At 50.3% G+C, this 21302-nt stretch carries 23 protein-coding genes; 21 read left to right on the top strand and 2 right to left on the bottom strand.

Annotation, left to right across the window (positions count from 1 at the left end; genetic code table 11):
• Window positions 1–31: 31 nt before the first annotated feature.
• Complete coding sequence (locus ACJ8PL_RS10780) at window positions 32–913, top strand: polysaccharide deacetylase family protein (RefSeq protein WP_015689823.1); 882 nt, start codon at window positions 32–34, stop codon at window positions 911–913.
• 38 nt (window positions 914–951) lie between these two features.
• Here the strand turns inward: ACJ8PL_RS10780 and ACJ8PL_RS10775 are convergent, their stop codons facing one another.
• The gene (locus ACJ8PL_RS10775; RefSeq protein WP_015689822.1) at window positions 952–1854 is read right to left on the bottom strand and encodes a LysR family transcriptional regulator; all 903 of its coding nucleotides are present in this window, start codon (window positions 1852–1854) and stop codon (window positions 952–954) included.
• A gap of 425 nt (window positions 1855–2279) precedes the next feature.
• On the bottom strand, window positions 2280–3197 hold the full coding sequence (locus ACJ8PL_RS10770; protein WP_032693554.1) for a LysR family transcriptional regulator: 918 nt from the start codon (window positions 3195–3197) through the stop codon (window positions 2280–2282).
• A gap of 142 nt (window positions 3198–3339) precedes the next feature.
• Here ACJ8PL_RS10770 and ACJ8PL_RS10765 point away from each other — a divergent pair, with 142 nt between their 5' ends.
• The 20 genes from ACJ8PL_RS10765 to ACJ8PL_RS10670 all read left to right on the top strand — a co-directional run bounded on the left by ACJ8PL_RS10765 (window position 3340) and on the right by ACJ8PL_RS10670 (window position 21296).
• Window positions 3340–4044 carry a type 1 glutamine amidotransferase domain-containing protein gene (locus ACJ8PL_RS10765; RefSeq protein WP_024359930.1) on the top strand — a complete coding sequence of 235 codons (705 nt, stop codon included), beginning with the start codon at window positions 3340–3342 and terminating at the stop codon, window positions 4042–4044.
• 3 nt (window positions 4045–4047) lie between these two features.
• Entirely contained in the window at window positions 4048–5241 is a 1194-nt protein-coding gene (locus ACJ8PL_RS10760; protein ID WP_024359931.1) for an MFS transporter, read from the top strand.
• A 220-nt stretch (window positions 5242–5461) separates the two neighbouring features.
• A complete protein-coding gene (locus tag ACJ8PL_RS10755; protein ID WP_120150989.1) occupies window positions 5462–6388 on the top strand; it encodes a hypothetical protein in 927 nt (308 codons plus the stop codon).
• 138 nt (window positions 6389–6526) lie between these two features.
• Window positions 6527–6721 carry an AlpA family transcriptional regulator gene (locus ACJ8PL_RS10750; protein ID WP_009635172.1) on the top strand — a complete coding sequence of 65 codons (195 nt, stop codon included), beginning with the start codon at window positions 6527–6529 and terminating at the stop codon, window positions 6719–6721.
• Window positions 6722–6735: 14 nt separating this feature from the next.
• Window positions 6736–7323, top strand: coding sequence for a DUF2857 domain-containing protein (locus ACJ8PL_RS10745; protein ID WP_094898022.1), 588 nt, complete (start codon window positions 6736–6738; stop codon window positions 7321–7323).
• Entirely contained in the window at window positions 7313–7522 is a 210-nt protein-coding gene (locus tag ACJ8PL_RS10740; protein WP_009635174.1) for a TraR/DksA family transcriptional regulator, read from the top strand. The genes ACJ8PL_RS10745 and ACJ8PL_RS10740 overlap by 11 nt, the downstream gene beginning before the upstream one ends.
• A 396-nt stretch (window positions 7523–7918) precedes the next feature.
• Complete coding sequence (locus ACJ8PL_RS10735) at window positions 7919–8140, top strand: hypothetical protein (RefSeq protein ID WP_094898021.1); 222 nt, start codon at window positions 7919–7921, stop codon at window positions 8138–8140.
• Between the two features lie 68 nt (window positions 8141–8208).
• On the top strand, window positions 8209–8856 hold the full coding sequence (locus ACJ8PL_RS10730; protein ID WP_270221635.1) for a lytic transglycosylase domain-containing protein: 648 nt from the start codon (window positions 8209–8211) through the stop codon (window positions 8854–8856).
• The gene (locus ACJ8PL_RS10725) at window positions 8856–9134 is read left to right on the top strand and encodes a TrbC/VirB2 family protein (RefSeq protein WP_047611357.1); all 279 of its coding nucleotides are present in this window, start codon (window positions 8856–8858) and stop codon (window positions 9132–9134) included. The genes ACJ8PL_RS10730 and ACJ8PL_RS10725 overlap by 1 nt, the downstream gene beginning before the upstream one ends.
• A gap of 11 nt (window positions 9135–9145) precedes the next feature.
• Window positions 9146–11893, top strand: coding sequence for a VirB3 family type IV secretion system protein (locus ACJ8PL_RS10720; RefSeq protein ID WP_442531166.1), 2748 nt, complete (start codon window positions 9146–9148; stop codon window positions 11891–11893).
• Window positions 11894–11916: 23 nt separating this feature from the next.
• Entirely contained in the window at window positions 11917–12633 is a 717-nt protein-coding gene (locus ACJ8PL_RS10715) for a type IV secretion system protein (protein WP_049264912.1), read from the top strand.
• A gap of 10 nt (window positions 12634–12643) precedes the next feature.
• The gene (locus ACJ8PL_RS10710; protein WP_071823624.1) at window positions 12644–12868 is read left to right on the top strand and encodes an EexN family lipoprotein; all 225 of its coding nucleotides are present in this window, start codon (window positions 12644–12646) and stop codon (window positions 12866–12868) included.
• Between the two features lie 11 nt (window positions 12869–12879).
• On the top strand, window positions 12880–13911 hold the full coding sequence (locus tag ACJ8PL_RS10705; RefSeq protein ID WP_142471391.1) for a type IV secretion system protein: 1032 nt from the start codon (window positions 12880–12882) through the stop codon (window positions 13909–13911).
• Window positions 13912–14133: 222 nt separating this feature from the next.
• Complete coding sequence (locus ACJ8PL_RS10700) at window positions 14134–14817, top strand: virB8 family protein (protein WP_049264838.1); 684 nt, start codon at window positions 14134–14136, stop codon at window positions 14815–14817.
• Window positions 14817–15704, top strand: a complete 888-nt coding sequence (gene virB9, locus ACJ8PL_RS10695) for a P-type conjugative transfer protein VirB9 (protein WP_049264837.1) — start codon at window positions 14817–14819, stop codon at window positions 15702–15704. The genes ACJ8PL_RS10700 and virB9 overlap by 1 nt, the downstream gene beginning before the upstream one ends.
• On the top strand, window positions 15701–16996 hold the full coding sequence (gene virB10 / locus ACJ8PL_RS10690; protein ID WP_049264836.1) for a VirB10/TraB/TrbI family type IV secretion system protein: 1296 nt from the start codon (window positions 15701–15703) through the stop codon (window positions 16994–16996). The genes virB9 and virB10 overlap by 4 nt, the downstream gene beginning before the upstream one ends.
• Window positions 16986–18014, top strand: coding sequence for a P-type DNA transfer ATPase VirB11 (gene virB11, locus ACJ8PL_RS10685; protein WP_094898016.1), 1029 nt, complete (start codon window positions 16986–16988; stop codon window positions 18012–18014). Before virB10 ends, virB11 begins: the two co-directional genes overlap by 11 nt.
• A 49-nt stretch (window positions 18015–18063) precedes the next feature.
• On the top strand, window positions 18064–18366 hold the full coding sequence (locus ACJ8PL_RS10680; RefSeq protein WP_094898015.1) for a TrbM/KikA/MpfK family conjugal transfer protein: 303 nt from the start codon (window positions 18064–18066) through the stop codon (window positions 18364–18366).
• Between the two features lie 18 nt (window positions 18367–18384).
• The gene (locus tag ACJ8PL_RS10675; protein ID WP_094898014.1) at window positions 18385–18690 is read left to right on the top strand and encodes a hypothetical protein; all 306 of its coding nucleotides are present in this window, start codon (window positions 18385–18387) and stop codon (window positions 18688–18690) included.
• 746 nt (window positions 18691–19436) lie between these two features.
• Window positions 19437–21296 (top strand): type IV secretory system conjugative DNA transfer family protein, encoded by a 1860-nt coding sequence (locus ACJ8PL_RS10670; RefSeq protein ID WP_442531165.1) that lies wholly within the window; start codon window positions 19437–19439, stop codon window positions 21294–21296.
• Window positions 21297–21302 lie beyond the last annotated feature (6 nt).

The following is a 21302-nucleotide window of genomic DNA, read 5'->3' as shown; positions in this document are numbered from 1 at the left end:
TCAATTTTTTCTGTATGAGGAGTAATAACTCATGGCGAAAGAAATACTATGTGGTTTTGGAGTGGGTGTAGATGCCGTTGCAGGCTGGCTATCTTCTTATGGGGGAGAAGATTCTCCAAGCGATATATCTCGCGGTATGTTCGCTGGCGAAGTAGGTACTCCACGTCTTCTGAATCTATTTGACCAGTTTAATATCCCCACCACCTGGTTTATGCCTGGTCATTCCATCGAAACCTTTCCTCGGCAAATGGAAGCAGTTGTCAATGCTGGACATGAGGTAGGGGTTCATAATTACAGTCATGAAAACCCAATATCTATGTCGCCTGACCAAGAAAGAGAAGTCCTTCTAAAAGGCATTGACATGGTCACAAAATTAACAGGGAAGAGACCTACTGGGTATGTCGCTCCATGGTGGGAATTTTCTCCTGTAACCACAGATCTTCTATTAGAAAATGGCATCAAATATGACCATTCACTAATGCATCATGATCATCAGCCTTATTATGTCAGGAAAGGTGATTCCTGGACCAAGATAGATTATTCCAAGACACCGACCGAATGGATGAAACCGCTGGTACGCGGAGAAGAGACGGACCTTATTGAATTACCCGCCAGTTGGACAATCGACGATATTCCTCCTTTCATGTTCATGAAAACAAAACCCAACAGCCAAGGTTTCATGAATCCCAGGGACATCGAACAGTTGTGGAGAGATCAATTTGATTGGGTCTACCGTGAGCATGAATATGCGATCTTTACTTTTACGATTCACCCGGACGTATCTGGACGCCCGCACGTGTTAATGATGCTCGAACGCCTCTTAACTCATATGCTTGGTCATCCAGGGGTGAAATTCCTAAAATTGAATGACATTGCAGATGACTTTGCCAAGCGATCTCCACGGATAAAATAATGACACGGCAGCCGATAAGGCTGCCTGTTTTATGTATCTCAAACCATAAATCCGCTATTTTTTGATAGTTCGAGAATTCTGTCTCTTATTCCTGAAACGAGTGGGTTACGTAATGAGCTATCAATCCATACCAAATAGATTGAATTTATAGGGAGTCTCTCATGGACATTCACTTCAACGATCTGACCTCCTGCTATGCTTTGGGCGCATAAATACTCAGGCATCACAGTCCAACCAATATTTTCTCGGATCATTCTTTCTAAAATCCGCAAATCCGGTACAGTAATAGACGGACGAAGCAGTGCAAAAAATCGCGAAGAATCCTGGAAAACTTCCCTTATCAAGGGTAACTGTTCATCGTAAGCTATTAGAGGAAGCTTCGACAGCGTATCAATCACGTCCTCATTTTCTTTGAAGTTGTCTGCTATGAGTGACGCTACCACAACTATTAACTTTTCCATTCCAATTTCAGCATATCCAAATTTTTGTTTATCCGGCATAGAAGTTGTGAAACCTAGTTGACAACTTCCGTCCAGAAGACAGCTGTATATGCGCTTCCTATTTCCTGTCAAAACTTTAAATTTAATACCTTCATTGAATAATATTTTCACCAAGTACGGTAATTTTGACCACATTAATTCTGCTGGCCCGATGAAAGATACTGTCCCCGAGGACTTTCTTGTACGTGATCTAAGCATCGACAACTTCAGTTCAATAGTTTCTAAATCTGAAGCCACCAATCTCGCCAATTCCTCCCCATCCACTGTAGCCACCACACCATGTGAACGACGAGTAAAGAGAACACACCCGGTAAAAGCCTCAAGTGAATGAATGTGGGCAGACATTGCAGGCTGGCTTATGCCCAACCGCATTGCCGCTTTTGAAATCGAACCAGCTTTGTATACTTCAACAAAACTTCGTAACTGAACCAGATAGCTCATACTGCGCATCCTTAAGAGCCTGAAGCTCTCCGATTACGACATAAAATCGAAAGCCTGCACAGTATTATGTTATAAACATGTTCCGTTAATGCTTCTATACATATTAACTTATTTTAACAATTAAAGGATTTTATAGGGCAAGGATAGAACATATCAAGATAACCCATTGATATACCTATATTTTACGTGCGTTATACTGGTTGGCATTAAGGTTTCAAGCATGCCATGAGATTCGGATTGGCGTGTTGTCTTCTATTACATACTCTGGGGAGTGATAGTCGCTAAACCTTTAAATTGACTAAACAATCATTGTATTTTTATCTATTAACGTTGACGACCTCAACTCAAATCGAGTTATCACAAATTCCGTTGGTCAGCGAAGCGGTTAGCTTCTTTTAGACCGGTTCGGACTACCTCTCGGAACATTAATCATCATCCCATGGTGCCCGTTTCCATTTTTCAGTCATGAAATCAATAAATACACTTAGCCTACGGGGTATTGGTTCTCGCCGCGCCCGGACAACACTGATCTGAGATGTGTTTGCTTCCCAATCAGGCAGAACTCGGCAAAGTTTCCCAGCTCTCAATTCATCATGAATATCCCAAGTTTCTCGAAGAGATATGCCAAGCCCCGCCAAACTCCAGGCATGCAATACGTCTCCGTTGTCACTGATAAGGTTGCCAGTAACGCTGATGCTTCTTTCATGACCGGCTTTACGTAACGTCCATGAGTTGTGTAAAAAACCCGGGTAAGCGAATACTAAGCAGTTGTGATTTAAAAGATCTTCTGGTCGCTCAATGGGTGGATGATTCTTCAGATATTCGGACGATGCGATGAGAATACGTCTATTATTTGCTATTTTTCTGGCCAGAAGGCGAGAATCAGCCAGATCCCCCATACGAATAGCCAGATCGAAATCACCACTGTAAAGATCCTGGATTTGGTCAGATAACCTTAAATCAAAGCCCACCCTCGGATGTACTTGGCAGAATGCAGCGATCGCAGGAGCAACATATTTTCGGCCAAACGGTGCGGGCGCAGTCAAACGAATATTTCCGCTTAACTCCTCACTATCCCCTCGGGAAAGTTCCTTCATCTCATCCAGAACGGCCAACGCTACGCGAGCCCTCTCAGCTATAGCTCTGCCCTCGTCTGTAATACGTAGATTACGGGTGTTTCTTTCAAAAAGTGTAGTGCCAAGTGCAGTTTCCAGCCTGGCTATCTGCTTGCTCACCATCTTGGGGAGTATCTGTAGGTCTCGTGCTGCGGCAGAGAAATTGTTTCTGTCGACGACGTGTAAAAACACTTCAAGGTCGTCATTTCTCAAGTTTATTTTGTTCATTTTGGGGTAAGTGTTTGTCCGTTTAGGTCTATTTAAAGGATAAATAGATTGTTCCACAATAAGACTCAATATGACAAGTCTGTTATGTCGCATGCAATCAGAAGAATTTTGCTTTAAGTCCCCCCATATAGAGGAAGTTAAAATGCCCAAACGTATCCTGTTTGTATTGACCAGCCATGACCGTAAAGGTCAAGCCGAGAGTAAAGATGCCGCACCCAGTGGTTTCTATCTTTCTGAGGTGTCTCACCCCTACGATGTACTCACAAAAGAAGGATATGAAATTGATTTCGTGAGTCCCAAGGGAGGCAAGACACATGTTGACGGTTTAGACCTCAGCGATCCGGTTAACGCCTCCTTTTGGAATAATGATTCCTTACGCGAGGCAACTAAAACCACATTAAAACCCTCGCAGATTGATCCTGACGTCTATGACGCCGTCTACTATGCAGGAGGGCATGCGACGATGTGGGATCTCCCTGACAATATAGAGTTGGCGGGTGTTTCATCACGAATTTATGAAAAGGGTGGCGTTGTCGCTGCGGTTTGTCATGGCCCCGCCGGATTGGTGAATATTCGGCTTTCCGATAATGAATATCTGGTTGCGGGCAAAAAGGTGTCAGCTTTTACCAACGATGAAGAACGTGCTGTAGGGTTGTACGACATTGTTCCATTCTTACTTGAAGACACGCTGAAGCAAAGAGGTGCTGAGCATCTTGCAGCCGCAAATTTTCAGCCACAGGTGATTGTCAGCGAGAGATTAGTGACCGGACAGAATCCCGCTTCCGCAAAAGGAGTCGCTGAGGCAATGCTGCCTTTGTTGGCTTCTATTGAAAATAGAAGAGCCTGAGTTATGAAAGAACGCATGCCTTTTGTTATATATGTCTTTGCACTCTGCGCTTTTGCTTTGGGATTCACTGAATTTGTCACGATCGGCTTAGTTTCCAGGATATCAGCTGATCTAAACGTCAGTGTCAGTCATGTAGGTACAGCGGTGACAGCCTACGCCCTCGGTGCCGTAATTGGTGCTCCGGGATTAACTGCGTTGGCAACACGATGGCCTCGTAAAAGATTATTACTTGTTGCTATGGGCCTGTTTACAGTTGGCAATGGTATCGTCGGTGCGTCTGAGTCCCTAACGCCTATGTTGATTGCACGATTTGCTTCCGGTTTAGGGCACGGAGTGTTTCTTGCTGTTGCTTCAAGTGTGGCAACCCAACTGGCTGGGCGACATCGTGCTGGCGCCGCTGTTTCGGTCGTTTTTGGCGGTCTTACAATTGCGTTGGCATTAGGCGTACCACTTGGTACCTACATCGGTAGTCTGTTGAGTTGGCAGTCTATATTCATGGCAGTAACGGCAAGTGGAGCGATCGGTTTCATTGGATTGGCAATGCTGATGCCCACGGATCAAAATGATCCCTCCTTGCAAGCAAATGCCATGGACGGTTTAAAAGCCATGTTCAACCCACTACTGCTTGCGGGAGCAGGAATTACAGTTTTGGCCTATGCAGGATCTTTTGCCCTGTATACGTATATTTCCCCGATTCTACTTCAGGTAACGCATGTAGACGAGCGTACGAGTAGTTTGCTTATGTTGGTCTACGGCGTGATGGCCGCTATCGGGAATGTTTGGGGTGGTCGCCTGACTGACAAGCAAGGTGCAGATCGTGCCGTGATGACAATTCTTATTGGTCTGGCGATCGTCCTCTTTGCTATGTGGTTCTCTGTCTCATCCTTAATGTTAATGGCACTGTTTATTGGGTTGCTTGGAGCATTGACATACGCAGCGGTCCCCTCAATGCAAGCAAGAGTGATAGGGCTATCTCACATACATGCACCTGAAGCTCCAGCTGTGGCAGCAGGACTGAATATTGCCGGTTTTAACGGAGGAATTGCATTAGGGTCGCTATTGGGGGGGGTAGCACTGGATGTTACTGGTCTTACAAGCCCTACTTGGGTTGGAGGCGGAGTAGTAATCGTTGGTATTTTATGGATGTTATTACAAATAAATTCTAATAAAAGACGCACCACCTCCGATTACTCCTGATAGTACACATAGCATTTAAAATGGCTCAGTGAACACCAAATCACTGAGCCATTTTATTTTACCTCTTTGAAAAATGTCACAACCAAACATAGGTTATTTTTTATTTTATAAAATCCGCCCATGTCATTCTGATCTATTTCATATCAATCAGAATTTTAAACATCTTTCAAAAACACAGCGAAATTCATCAGCAATATCATTGTGTGAAAGGAGATGTATTATGTCAGACAATCCAACTTGCCTAAACATTAGAGATGGAATTCCAGACTGGATAACTATAAGGGAGGCGGTAAGACTTCTCAATGCATTGAATGGGTGTAAAATAAGAAAAAGTGATTTTTATCGATTTGCTCTGCAAGGGAAAATTCGGTTTTCAATATATTTTCAATCCCCAGTAATATTGAGGAAAATTAAATCACGAAATCATAAATTAAAGCTAAGACCAATAAAAAATTCGTCAACGATGAAATCATTCATGCCTGCCGAAAGTTCCTTTGTCAACGAGAACAATTTAACTTTCAGTACTGAAGGAAGATATATCCACCCTGTACAAAGAGTCATTGACACAACATTACTCGGCTATGAATATGTCCTTATACAGCGTTTACTTGCACATTCATTAAAGATACCATCACCTGTAACAGGAGCAAAGTCGAATAATTATGGTATTACCGTCTGTTTATTGGGGGAATCGTTTCAACTTTTCGAAAAGATGACATGGCATGAAAGAATCGAACGACACGTAAAAAGGCTACCTAAAGATATTTCATCAGATGATTACGAAGATATAATACTAAACGCTACAAAGAAAGATTCGCATAAATATTATTTTCCTATGCATGAATTACCGAGTGATGCCTGCTTTGTCCTCAGAAAAAGTGAACTTGATAAGTTGATCAACAAACCGATCGAAAAAGAAATACTTCAACCGTCTCCAACTCGGATATCCACCCCTCTATCACGCCTCTTCTGGCTTGCCTGCAAAAATAATGAAACTATCAGTCCGTTAATCATGCAACCGTATAAACTACTGTCCATTTTTGAACAATGGGCATCTGAGGAAGGCATTACCGATCGATTCAGTGGCGACACGCTCAAGACTGCGCTTGAGCGCGGCTCGCCCCCTTCCCTGCCAACACAAAAGTAAGATGATGCCCTTCGCTATGAAAACCCGTATTAAGGATTGTATTTCCCGTAATACGGGCTCATCAGCTTTCTCCACACCACTATTTTGTGTTGTCGTGTGTTCTCCCGGCTAGCGCTATATCTGCCACAGGAGAATACCGTGACATCTCATCAGTTATTACGTCTGAAACAGGTTGAAGAAAAAACTGGCCTGAAGCGCTCTCAAATCTATCTGTATATGAAAGACGGCACCTTCCCCCGCTCAATCAAGATTGGCCCGGCCAGTGTCGCCTGGCTCGAATCGGAAATTGACGAATGGATCAATATTAAATTAGTCCGCCGCTCAATAGGCTGAAGGGAGATAATACCATGATTATCCCATCACTTAATTACGCCGTATTAACCGATGCCCTGCATGCATTGAAGGAGGGCAACATTCGTTACTGTGAATCGCTAGGATTCACTTTCGACGAAATGAATGCCCTCAACCAATTATCACTAGACGAGCTGTTTATCCTCAGTCGGGAGTCTGCGCAGTTTTTGGCTGTGACGGTTCATCACGACGCGTTACACCTGCTTCTGGCGAAATCCCGTGAGGAGGTTCTGCAGCAGCAACGTATCAACCACGCTATCCGGCTGGGTGGGTCAATTGCGCTCCTCAATAAGTATTTTGGCCTCACCTCCAACGAAGTTTGCCTTCGCCGCCGCTTACTGGGCGTCCGTGTGCCTTATGGCCGGACGCCAGAGCCGGACGAAGAGACGGATGCGGCCATCTGGCGGCAATGGCAACAATGCCGGGTGGCCAACCTGGAATCGACCGATGCGTTGGCCGCCATGATGCAGGTAACGCAAACCCTGCTGCCGAAAGTCGAAGGGTTGTCACTGACCATCGTCTGGAAGCGTATCGCACTTTGCGAACAGGAGGCGTCAGACCGGAGGGCCGCCCATGCCAGATGAGATTGACCGCGATCAGGAATTTAATGAGCAACGACTGGAGGATATGATTGAACAGAGTCGTTTTAAGCCAGGGTCTACGCCATCATTATTCCATTGTCGTGTATGCGGTAAGCCCATTCCTGAAAAGCGACGGCAGGCACTTCCGGGCATAACCACCTGCACGGAATGTCAGGAAAAACTTGAACGCCGAAGACGTTAATAATGGTCACAGAGACATGCAGGAATATTTCCCCTGCATGTCTCTATCATTAACTATGAATACACAGTCTTCTTTATTAACTATTTCACTTCCATTTATTTACCCCAAAGCTTATCCCCTTCTACCGCTAATTCATCTCTCTCATTTTAACTTTGAATTTATCGTTTATATACCGCCCCGGATATCTGATCCTGAAAGCGTCATTACATAATAGTTACCCGTATTGACGTAAATTCGCCTGAATCAGGCGTTGCTCTTTAAAAATAAGGTTCGGGCTGTCACGAAACCACAATTCAGGGTGCCGCTGAATGTTCTCGCTGACCCGTTAAAACCGGAATGCAGAATTGGGATGTGACATTTCTTTAACTCATCGTTGTTTTTAGTAGAGGAGGCCACATGCGAAAACCCATTTATCACGTATTTGTCACCCAGGAAAGTCAACCCGATGCACAGGGCGAAATAAACACGTATTGGACCAAGGTTGGCGTGGCGTTCGCTCATAACGGTAAGTCTGGCCTGAATATCATGCTGACACCCGGTATTGCTGTCTCCGGCAAGCTGGTGCTGCTTGAACCCAGAGAAGATAGCGGCATTTCGCAGGATACCGCCTCTGCTTAATCCGCTTTTGACCTTCCTCCGGCAGGGGCTTGGTATACACCCGCCGGGCTGACTGTTAAGAGGCCACCATGCTATCCACCACAGCCTTTCTTACGCTGTCGATGCAGTGCGCCGCCAGCGTTCACCCGTCGACGGCACTTGATGTGGCGCGGGTCGAATCCGGTTTGAATCCGTATGCCATTGCTGAAATCCTGCCCGGTGGCAAAGGCGTGACTTCACATTTCCCCGCCAGCATAAATGAGGCCGTCAGCCTCACCGGACGGCTGGCAGCACAGGGCCGACGCTATTCGGTCGGGCTGATGCAAATCACCAGCACCAACTTCCGACATTACGACGTGACCGCCCGTGACCTTCTTGACCCCTGTACCAACCTGTCCGTGTTTGAGCGCATCCTCACCGACTGCTACCACCGCGGCGGTTCCCTCAAGCGTGCGCTCAGTTGCTACTACTCAGGAAATTTCACGACCGGCCAACAGCCGGAATCCGCGTTTAACCAGACCAGTTACATCCAGCGCATCGGCTACGCCGTACCGTCAACGCGGGAAGACCGGCAGCGACCTCCTGCCGAAAAGCTCGTGCCTGAAATCCATTACCCCACCGCCGTCATGCGTGGCGAGCTTACCGATAACGCCACGCCAGTTCTGACATCCCTGCGCTACCCCAACGCCGTGATACGCGGCGCGTTACCCATCCCCGGCCCCCAGGAGGAACAATGATGAAACGAAAACAGACTGACTGGCCCGTCCTCACTTGCCTGTTAATGGCAAGCCCGGTGCTGGCAGCAGACAGCGGGTTTAATAAAGCCAATGAGACGCTGAGCAACACCTCTACCGGCCTGCTCGGACTGGCCGCCGTCACCATCACGCTGGCCACCATGTGGGTGGGATACAAAGTCTTATTTGACGGCAAGAGCCTGCATGACATGCGCAACGTCATCATTGGCGCCATCCTTATCGTCGGTGCGTCAGGTTTCGGTGCCTACTGGGCGTCATAAGGGAGGCAACGATGGCTACGCTGAACAAAGCGCTGACGCGACCTGCCGCCATAGCCGGCATTCCCCTCGTGCCGTTCGTGATGGTCAGCGGGGCCATCGTCCTGCTGGCGGTCTATGTCAGCTATTACCTGATATTACTGCTTATTCCCGCCTGGCTGGAGATGAAGGCAAAGGCCAGAACCGATATTCACTATTTCGGCCTGCTCTGGCTGGCCTTTAAAACCCGTGGCCGGTTTGGCACCAATAAACATTTTGGTGCCAATGCCCTGCTGGCAAACCGATATGACGCCGTCGACGTCTCGGAGTTTATTGAAAAAATGAAGTTAAACGAGCACGTTACGCTGGATAAATACATTCCGTATTCCTCCCATCTTCACCCGCACGTCATCAGAAACCGCCAGGGTGATTTGGTTGCCAGCTGGGAGCTGGAGGGCACCATTTTTGATTGCGAGGATGAACATCACCTGACGTTAATGGCGACGCATCTCAATAATGTTATTCGTGCGTATGAAGGTCTGCCGGTCACTTTCTATCTTCACCGTATCCGGGAGAAATACCACGATGGCTTTGATGCGAATTCAGGTATTCCCTTTTCTGATGAAGTGACCCGGCGGTATTACCAGCCGATCAACGAAAAGCCGTTCTGGCGGCACCGGCTGTTTTTCACCGTCTGCTATGTGCCCTTCTCTCCGCTTGAGAAACAGGCCATGAAGGCGCAGCCATCGGGTAAACGCAAAGCGGCGCTGGATGATGCTCTGAAAGTGATGCTGGAACACCTGGAGGCGCTGGATTCGGCGCTGTCCCGCTATACGGCGACGCCGCTGGGGATGTATGAAGAAAACCGGCGGGTGTATTCCGCCCAACTGTCCTTTTATCACCGCCTGCTCACTGGCCAATGGCAAAAGGTGGCGGTCACGCGTGCACCATTTTACGAAACGTTAAGCACGCCGGATGTCTTTTTTACCACCGACACCGCCGAGTGCCAGACGGTCAGCGGCTCCCGCTTTTTCCGCAGTCTGGAAATCAAAGATTATTCGCCGGAGACCGCGACCGGCCTGCTGGACGCGCTGCTGTATGCCGAAAGCGAGTATGTGCTGACGCAGTCCTTCACCTGCATGGCCCGCGATGAGGCGCAGAAGCATATTCGCCTAGCGGAAAAGCGCCTGACTTCGGCAGATGACGACGCCATTTCGCAGCGCGAAGAGCTGATTGTGTTGCGTGACCTGCTCCAGTCCGGGCATGTCTCCTGCGGAAAATACCACTTTTCCCTGCTGGTATCTTCAGACAGCCCCGAGCTGGTGGTGAAGGATGCCAACGCGCTGGCACAGCCTTTCGCCGACCTCGGCATCATGACGACACTGTCCACGCTGTCGCTGCCCGCCGCGTACCTGGCGCAACTGCCGGGGGTGTATACGCTGCGCCCCCGTCTGGTGGCCGTCAGCAGCCAGAACTTTGCCGACCTGGCGAGCCTGCACAATTTTCATTCCCACAAGCGGAGCGGTAATCCCTGGGGCGATGCCATCGCCATCCTCAAATCACCGGGTGGTGGCGGGTATTACCTGAACCTGCACGACAGCCAGAGCGGGCGGGATGACTTCAACGAAAAAACGCCGGGTAATACGGCGATTATCGGGAAAACCGGCTCAGGGAAAACGATGCTGATGACCATGATGCAGCAACTGATGCAGAAGTACCGCAATCCGGCGACGTTCAGCGCCTCAGCCACAATCCAGCGGTTCACCACGGTGTATTTTGATAAGGACCGGGCGGCGGAGATGGCGATACGTCAGATGGGCGGGCGTTATTTTCGTATTCGCACCGGCGTGCCTACCGGTTTCAACCCGTTTTCGCTGGCCCCAACCCGGCGGAATATCAGCTTTATCAAACGGCTGGTACGCATGCTGTGCGGCCGCAACGGCAAGCCGCTCGATCCGCGCGATGAGGAGCGCATCAGTGCCGCCGTGGATACCATTATGCTCGACTACCCGCCGGAATACCGCAAATTCGGTATCACCCGGCTGCTGGAAGTCCTGCCGGAGCCACCAACCCCCGACGCCCGCATCAACGGGCTACGTATTCGCCTTAAACAGTGGGCGCAGGGCGGCGAGTTCGGCTGGGTATTAGACAATGAGGAGGACACCTTCAACATCAGCGACGTCGAAAATTTTGGTATCGACGGTACGGAATTTCTCGATGATGACGATGTTCGCGGCCCCATCACGTTTTATCTGCTGTACCGCGTCACCGGCCTGCTGGACGGTCGCCGGCTGGTGATGTTCATGGACGAGTTCTGGAAATGGCTGGCCGATGTCGAATTCTCCCGCTTCTCGCTCAATATGCTGAAAGTGATCCGCAAGCTGAACGGCATCTTCGTCCCCGCCACCCAGTCACCTGACGAAATCGTCAAGCACCCTATTGCCCCGGCGATTATCGAGCAGTGCAGTACGCAGATTTTTCTCGCCAACCCGAAGGCCAGCCGGGCGGATTACGTGGAAAAGATGAAAGTGCCGGAAAGCGTGTACGACATCGTCAGAAACCTCGATCCGGGTGAGCGCTACATGGTGGTTCTGAAAACGCCATTACGCGCAGGTGAAACCCGGCCTTTTGTGGCTGTGGCGAAAATGGATTTATCGGGCCTCGGGAAACTCACCAAAATGCTGAGCGGGAGCGAAGACAACCTGAAACTGTTCGACACCCTGTATCAGGAAGGTATGCAGCCTGATGACTGGAAAGCCGCCTTCCTTGAACAAGCCCTGTAATATTCACGACGGAGGTAATGAAAATGCGGTTCAGAAAACTCATACTGGCATTCTCGCTGTTGATGTCCACCCAGGCGATGAGCGCCGGAATACCGGTATTCGACGCCGTACAGAATACCGAATCCATGAATCAGTGGATCCAGAAACTCCAGCAATGGCAGGAAACCGTCACCCATTACAGAAGTGAACTTGATGCCTACAAGCAGCAATTAGCCACGGCAACGGGCGTGCGGGACGTTCAGGCATTTCTCCGCGAGGCCAAAAGTCTGAAAACCGATATTGAAAATTTTCGTCAAAACGGTATTTCACTGGATGACCTGCTGAGCAACCAAAGCGGGTCATATTCGTCTGAACTGAATAGCTTGTATAACAAATATAAAACGTTCGATACCTGTAACCCGTCCAGCGCTTCACCACGCTATCTGGACAGCTGCAAACAGATGATCCTGAATCAGGCTGTAGTGATAGAAAATACGTCCGAGGTTGAAAACAAGATCACGGACACGCTCGACGATATATCAGATTTATCAGACCGTATTGCTAATGCGCAGGATACGAAAGAGTCGCAGGACCTGGCTAACGCCATCGCAGCCAAAAGCGTACAATTGAATGCGCTGACCAGCCAGTGGGAAATGTCAGTCAAACAGGCAGAGCAACGTTCCATTATGCTGACTCAGCAGCGGCAAAAGGCTTTCAATGAGCAGCAACTCGCCGCGCCTGTTCCTGATTTTAATGATTGAGAGGGCAAACATGAAAACATCAATTTTGTTGATTCCAATTATTTCAGGATTCTTATTACTGACAGGATGTGATAACCCGAAATCAACGCAATGGTATAAAGAACACCAGGATGAAATGAATATCCGATATAAGACGTGCGAATCATCCGGTGATGATTCCATGGATTGTAAAAACGCACGTGAGGCACGATTTGAACTCCGTCAGGGGAATGCAAAGGTTCCCGATTTAAATTAACGAGGTGACCTATGTCAGGTGGTATGTTTGTTGGAATGAACAACACTATCACTGGCGGTTTAAATGCCGTACTACAGGGACAAACTTCCGTGTACGGCAATATGATCAGTGTTATCGCCGTCAGTTCATTTACATTATTTATCACTTATCGTGGGTATCAGACTCTGGCAGGAAAACTTCAAACCCCGATAGAAGATGTCGTATGGGATGTCGGACGAATGTTGTTGATCATGACGTTCGTTTTAAATCTTGGCAGTTGGCTGGATTTAGCCATCTCAGCCATTAATGGATTAAAAGATGGTGTCAGCGGCGACGATAATGTCTGGGCATTGCTCGATACCGTATGGGAAAAAGCACAGGCAATCGGACAAAAACTTTATCAAAATGATGATTCCAACTATGTAAAACTTAACGGAGGGATTGCTGAAGTTCTGGTCTGGGGAGGCGCTATCGTTACCCTGCTATTCGGCTCGACCGTTAATCTTTTAGCCGAAATCACAATAGTATTAATGACCACTACCGCGCCGATTTTTATTTTCTGCCTGCTATATAGATTCCTAACCTCCATGTTCAATAACTGGTTGAAAACTATATTTACCGTTATTCTGACGATTATGTTTTCAGCATTATCAATCAGGATAGTGATTAATTATCTGAACGAAATATTGGATAAGGCGGTCAATTTCGCGGATAACGCCAATATCATCACGCTCGGCGTTCAGTGCTGTGTCGCCGGTGTTATTTCAGGCGTCATCATCTACTTCTCGGCAAAAGTTGCCAGCGCATTAGGCGGTGCCGCCGTGCAGGCCGTGTTACAGGGTGCAGCCATGAGCGGACTGAGCGGGCTGGCGAGCAAATCTGCCGACGTCGCCAGACCCGGCATAAAGGCCGGGGGCCGACTGACCGCCAAAGGTGGCATGGCAGCAGCCGCGACAACCGGCAGGTTCATTGCCGCAGGGGCGGGCAAAGCCGTGAACGCCTGGCAGAAACGTGCCACCGCCATCGAAAGCATGAAACGCCAGAATCAGCAGCGTCACCGTTAATCCTTCCGACCGCTAATTTCTTTTCCCCGTCACACCGTAACCTCTGCCAGCGGTGCGGCTTTCCTGCACTTATCCGATAAGAGGCTTCCATGAAATTCAGCATCTTGCTTCTGATGCTGTGCGCGCTTACGGGCTGCGCGCAGCATCAGGGCGACCTCCCGCCGGTGTCCGGCGATCCCCAGCCGGTGAATTCCCCCGCCATAATTCAGGAGCTGACTCACCATGTCTGATATTCAGCGCATCATTAATGTTTCCCGCTCTTTTGAATCCATCCTGCTGGAAAAGGAAGAGCGTTCCCGCAAAACCGCCTGGCGGGTGGCCGCTGCCGGGCTGATTCTGGCTGCACTGGCAATTACGGCCATGATTATTCTGCTGCCGCTGAAAACCACTGACATTGAATTGTGGTCGGTGGATAAACAGACCGGTCGATATGAGTATATGACCCGCATTAAAGAGCGGGATATTGCGTCTGAAAAAGCGCTGGCCCATTCACTGGCGGCACACTATGTCAGACTCCGCGAAGGGTATAATTATTTCTCCCTCCAGCGTGATTATGACGACGTACAGTTATTTAACAGTGACAGCGTGAACCGGGATTATCTGGACGGGTTTAACGGCGACCAGGCTCCGGACGTTATTTTTAATAAAGCCGAATATGTCGTCTATATCGACATTATTTCTAATGTGCATGCGCCTGCCACCGGGCCGGATAACCTGGCAACCCTGCGTATCAAGCGTACCCTTCGCCGTATTTCTGATAATTCAGTGAAAACGGACTTCTGGAATATCCGCCTGACTTATCGTTATGTCCCGCATCAGCAACTGACGGACAGTCAGCGTGAAGTGAACCCGCTGGGCTTTATCGTCACCAGCTACCAGCGCGATAAAGAACTGAGGAGCGAATGATGCTGAAAAACATCCTGCTCCTGGCGGGCTTACTGGCGTCATGCGCGACATGGAGCGCCGCCACCCCGCGCGGCAGCGCCTATGACAGCCGGATGCAGAACGTATCGTATAACAGCCAGAACGCCACCGTGGTGAATACCCGCCCTGGCTATGTCACCACGCTGCTGTTTGACGGCGATGAAGCTGTGATTGATGCGCAAGCGGGCTTTCCCAAAGGCTGGACGGTAACGAAAAGTGATAACCGGGTGGACGTCAGCCCGAATCCCATCACCCAGCCGGTGACGGACGCCAGCGGCAACAACGTCAGCCAGGTGTTCCTGCCCACGGCAAAGGACTGGAAGACCAACCTCTTCGTGGTGACCTCAAAGCGTGATTACAGCCTGGAGCTGAACGTGCTGGACCACGATTCCCCCGCGCAGGCGTTCGTTATCCGTTACCACTATCCGGCCGAGGTTCGCCAGCAATCCGCCGCCGCCAGCGCCGCACGTCAGACGCAGCAGCGGGAAAGACAGGAGAAGCAGCAGATAGCGGCGGCATTCGGACAGGCCAGCACGCCACGCAACTGGCGCTACACCAAACGGGTCGCCGCCGGTTCGGCCACCATCGCACCGGATTTTGCCTGGGATGATGGTCGTTTTGCATATATCGGTTTTTCCCCCAGCAGAACCCTGCCTTCCGTTTTCCGGGTGGTTAACGGACAGGAGCAGGCAGTCACGCCCCGGACGGTTAAACAGGGTAACTACATCGTGATGGTAGTGCCGGCAGCGCCACAACTGGTGCTGCGTTACGGCACCTCGGTGGTGGGGATCGAAAACGACGGATTCGGGGGCATTCCGATAACCCGCAGCGACACTGTTTCACCGTCCGTTACGCTGGAGGCCAAATGACCGATAAACCTGTCCCGGATGAACCGGAAAAAACCACCGCAGAGCGGGAAGCGGAAGCCCGCGAACGCGCCCGTGCGGCAATGGCGTATCAGGAGCCGGAGCAAAGAACACCGCCCGGCCAGCCGGAAGTGACCCGTTTTCGTAAGGCATCCGGTCGCCGCACGCTGATCCTCAGCCTGCTGAGTCTGACGCTGGTGATCGCCCTGGCATCCGGCGGCGATCGTCTTTTCAGTGCATTGAAAGGGGGTAATGAGAAAGAAGCCGACACCGCGCCGCCGCCCTCTGCCGGGAAGACGCTGCATGAGCGTCAAAATCTGGGCATGGACAGTAACCCGTTTGGCCTGTTCGGGCCGCGCGCACAGGGCGGAACAGACCCTGCCCGCCAGGCCGCCACTCCCGCACCCACCCTGCCACCAGCCCTGAACAAGGCAGCCGCGCTGGCTGACGGAGTGAACAACGCCCGACCAATGCCGGGCGATAATGCACGCACGTCCCCGGGTGAAACGCGCAGCAACGCAGAAACGTCCGACAGTCGGTCATCATCCACAACGTACACATCCTGCCCGTCAGTACTGACCCGAGGAAAGGATGGCCGCCTGCGCTGCCCGGAGACTGCCGCACCGGAAACGGGTAACAACGACAATCCGGGCGTCGCCCGTGTCACCGGCGTCAGACGACTGGGTCTCGATCCGGATCTCTATATCCCGGTGGACCGCTATATCCCGTGTTCGATGATGTGGCGCTTCGTGTCCGATGTCGGAGGGCATATTTCCTGCCTGGTCAGTGAAGATGTTTACAGCGCCAGCAACCATGTGACGCTGATCCCGGCGGGAACGGTCGCCCGTGGCATCTACCGCACCGGGGCGCTGCAACACGGACGTAGCCGGATGTTTGTGCTGTGGACGGAGCTGCGTACGCCTGAGCCCGGCAGCCTGCAAATCCCGCTAACTGATACGCAGGCCAGCGGCCCGCTCGGCGAGGCGGGGATCTCAGGCTGGATCGACAACCATTTCTGGGAGCGCTTCGGCAATGCCCTGATGCTCAGTACCGTGCAGGACGTGGCTGCGGCGGCGTCGGATGCTGCCCCGGGGAAAGACCGCAATACCGACTACACCGAAAACACCCGCGCCGCCACGGCGGAAATGGCGAAAACGACGCTGGACAACAGCATCAATATCCCGCCCACCCTGTACCTGAATCAGGGTGATGTCATCGGCATCATGACCGGCACCGATATTGATTTCTCATCCGTCTGGCAGCTGCGACTGAAAAAGAGGTGGTATGAACGCTGAAAACCTGTCGCTGGATTTTATGAAAAACCAGCTGTTTGGTGAGTTTATTGCGCAGGACGGCCTGACGGAAATTGCCGTTAACCGGCCGGGTGAACTGCATACCAAAATCCGGGGGAAATGGCGAAGACATGAAGCTCCGATTACGCTGCGCCAGTGTTACGCCTTTGCCAGAGCGCTGGCGTCGTGGCAGGACGATAATATCGACGACACCTCGCCGATCCTTTCCGCCACGCTTGAATCAGGCGAGCGCATTCAGGCCATTATTCCCCCGGCCTGTGAGCGCAATACCGTGTCTATTACGCTGCGCAAGCCCTCATTTGGGCAGAAAACGCATCAGTCATGGATTGATGCGGGATTTTATAACCGGGTGACCGGTAAGGAGCAAACGGAAGGCAAAGATGTTGAACTGACCCGCTATTACCAAGGGGGGGATATTTCCCGCTTTATGGAAAAGGCAGTGGAATACGGCAAGACGATTTTTATCGTCGGTGAAACCGGCTCCGGTAAAACCACCTATATGAAAACGCTGCTGCACTCTATTCCCCGGCACCTCAGGCTGACCACCATCGAGGATAATCCCGAAATCCGGTTCTATCACCACACCAATTATGTCCATCTCTTTTATCCGGCGGATGCCGGGGATAATGCCATTATCACGCCCGGCAGGCTGATACGCGCCAATTATCGTATGAACCCTGACCGGATATTACTGGCTGAAATTCGCGGTCGGGAAGCCTGGGATGCACTGAAAATCGTCGGTTCCGGGCATGAGGGATTAATGACTTCCCTGCATGCGGGCAGCCCGGAAGAATGTATTGAAGGGTTAATTGACCGCTGTTATGAAAATCCCGACTGCCAGAATATTCCTTTTGAGGTGCTGTTACGCAAGGTGCTTAAGAGCATTGATGTGATAGTCAGCATTGATATTCACGGTGACATACGCCGGATGAGTGATGTTTATTTTAAACCCCTTCATCTTAATGACATGAGAGGTGTATTCAGCAAAGGGATTCAGTAAATAAAATATCTAATTACGCAACCCTCGTTTAAATATGAAGGTGACCGAAATGAAAAAAGTAATATCCTTCGCATTATTACTCAGCGCTATGGCGTCATATTCAACCTCCGTCATGGCCGCTGACGCCTGTGAAGTGGTGTTATGCATGTACGGTAAAGCCACCGGGAACGGCGGCGGCAATGAATGCCATTCTGCTGAACGTGCATTCTTTAATATCGTGAAAAAGAACAAGCACGGTTTTCTGCCAGACCATACTGCCGATGCCAGAAAATCGTTTTTACTTGAGTGTGATTCGGCAGACCCGGCAATTATCAGCCAGATTATCAATAAATTTGGCCGCATGCGTGGTTAATTAACGGAGGTAGTCATCATGACAAAACCGGGTTTTATTCAGCATCCCTGGACACGTCAGCGCGGAGATTCCATTCGCGCAGCCTGTGTTATTGAGCACATTGAAAATGAGGCGATGCACGGATGCGGCCTTTATTATGAAATTTATCACTACCGGGTTGTCTGCCGGTTATTGCAGTTGATGCAAACGCTGAACGCCACCGACAGAATAACGCTGACACAAGAAGCTAACCTACGAGGATTTACGCTTGATGAAACCGGCATTAAAGAAAGTCGTCAGTGTTATTCCGACATCATCAGGGAAATCCGTGAGAGCCAATATTAATCCCTGCCTTAGTTTTATTCGCAGGTCTCCTATAGTGCCCAAATATTTCAGCCGACTCTTGCTTAAGGCGTGACGGTTTTCAGGTTTTTACGGCCCCACATTTTTCGCGAATTAAGGAGTGAAGAAATGCGGGCCGTAAAAATGAGGCAGCGGACAGAATTATTTTCGCGGGTTAAGGAGCGAAAATAGTTCAGGCGCCGTGCCTCACCGGCAAACAGCCGCGCCCACGCGGATTTTGCCGGCCGGGGGGAGCCGAATAAATTTCGCCGCCCCAGCGAGCGAAAAGCTGTCGCCCACGACAGCGGTTTATTTGGGGGGCATCGCCCCGCACACCGTCGCGGCTAAGTCTCCGGCCCAAAGCCGGTAGCGTGGCGCGACCACCCTCTTTAAAGGTCAGCTTCCCTTTTATTCCCGCTGCGAGGAACGAGCAAAGGGAAGAAAAAGGCGAAAGCGACCGTCTTAAAGGGGGTGGTCGCGCGTAGCGGGCGACGGTGTGCCGCCGTTGACGTTGGGGGTTTTGGCGCGGCGTCCAGCCACGACATTACCCCCATGTGACATATCATAAGGGCGTCCAGCCCGCATGTACTGGCGCACGCCGTTTGGTGCAGGAAAGCATGCTTTCCTGCACATGGCCGCATAGCGGCCACCTTCTTCGTCCCTGACGTTCGCCCCGCCTTTTCGCCCGACACCGTGGGGCGAACTGATGGGGCGATGTCATGGGGCGAACTGCTGACGAAGGAGGCATCGTGATTTTGAATAAACTGGCCGTTTCACTGTCGCCGATAGTGAATGGCGCGCTGAGCTTCATTGCTTTTATGCAACAGCATCAACTGATGCTGGCGCTGTTATCGGGGCTGACGATGCCGTTTTTCGCGTCGATGAAAAGCGATGAACGGCAAAAAGCCCCGTTGTGGCAAAAGCTGATTATGGCTTTTTCCCTGCTGTGTTTTCTTTCCGGTACGATGGCCCCAGTTGTTATCTGGATTTTCCAGTGGCTTTATAAAGGCCGTGTAGTCGCCAGCATTCCCGATCTGGCATGGCCAGTGCTGATTGCCTTTACCGTAACGGGTTTTATTTTGCATATTCTGCTGCGCAGGGTATTAACACCTGAATTAGACAAAATAAAGAAGCACCTCGTCAGAAAAACCACGCTTGAACGGGAATTGCGCACCGATGTCCGCACGGTGAAATCCCTGCTGCCGGAAACTCTGCATTATGACCCGCTGGATTATATCGACCTGAGCAAAGGATTATTTATCGGCATGGACCGCGATATTCAGCCGATGTACCTGCCGTTAAAGGACTGGCAAAAACAACACGCGGATATTATCGGCACCACCGGAGCCGGTAAGGGCGTTGCCACCGGGATATTACTTTATCAAAGTATTCTGGCTGGTGAAGGCGTATTTGTGATGGACCCGAAGGATGATGAATGGGCACCCCACCTTTACCGCAAGGCCTGTGAGGATGCAGGCAAACCTTTTGCCCTGATTGACCTGCGTAAACCCCAATACCAGTTAAACCTGATTGAAGAGATCACCGCCGATGAACTGGAAGAGCTTTTTGTTGCCGGGTTCAGCCTGGCAGAGAAAGGTCAGGAATCTGACTTTTATCGGATTGACGATCGGAAAGCGGCCCGGATAGCCGCACAATTTGTCACTCGTAATACTGCCTCAACCATTCGGGATGTGTATAACGGTAACTACGTTCAGGGTATTGCAGATAAGATAAAAGCCTTTTTCGGGAAAATTGAGGAGCTGGCCTTGCTCAATGCCATCAATGCCCCCACCGGATTTTCGCTTAATACGATATTTAAGAAAGGCGGTTGCTGTTATGTAATTGGTTCAATGCGCAACAGCAAAATCATTACCGCGCAGCGCATGCTGCTGGTTCGCCTGTACCAGCTGGCAGAAAGGCGCGAGCGGGTGAAAGACGTACCCCGCCCCATTGCTATTTATCTTTCCGAACTGAAATACCATTTATCCAGGCCAGCGCTGGAAGGTTTAGGCGCGGCACGCGATAAAGGCGTGCATATTATTATGGACCATCAGTCGATTGCCGATTTAAAAGACTGTCCGGCAGATTTGAAAGGCGACGCCGTTGTCGGCGCGGTCGTTGAAAATGCCAAATTCAAACTGGTTTATCGTGTCATGGACCCGGATACCGCTGAATGGGTAGCCAGAATGTCAGGCACCATATTAGTCGATGATGAGGTCCGCAAAGCGAAAACCGACGCCGTGCTGACAGAGACTATCGACAGTGAACGCACCATCAGGCAGGCCGAGCGTTTCTTTACCGACAGCAATATGATCCTGAACCTGCCCGATTTTGTCAGCTTTATCTTTACGACAAAAACGCTACCTTCTGCTTCACTGATTTCACCGATAAAGGTCAGAAAGCGTCAGCTAAAAATCTTCTCGGTTTCCCCTGATATTGCCGCATCGGCGGCACCGGTGAAAATCGCACTGGATTTTGACGAGGATGATAAACCATCCATACAGGATGTAATGACAACGTACCCGGATCTTTTCTTCAACGGAAGCGAAGTCAAACCGGCAGAGCCCCAACCTGATGAGGGAGAACACCTGTCCCCGCTGGATTTTTAAGGAGCG

The organism is Serratia sp. CY83965 (genome assembly GCF_052166375.1).
In the GTDB taxonomy this organism is placed as follows: Bacteria; Pseudomonadota; Gammaproteobacteria; order Enterobacterales; family Enterobacteriaceae; genus Serratia; species Serratia marcescens.
The sequence above is the reverse complement of the archived record's forward strand: the minus strand, read 5'-3'. Positions and strand labels throughout refer to the sequence as shown.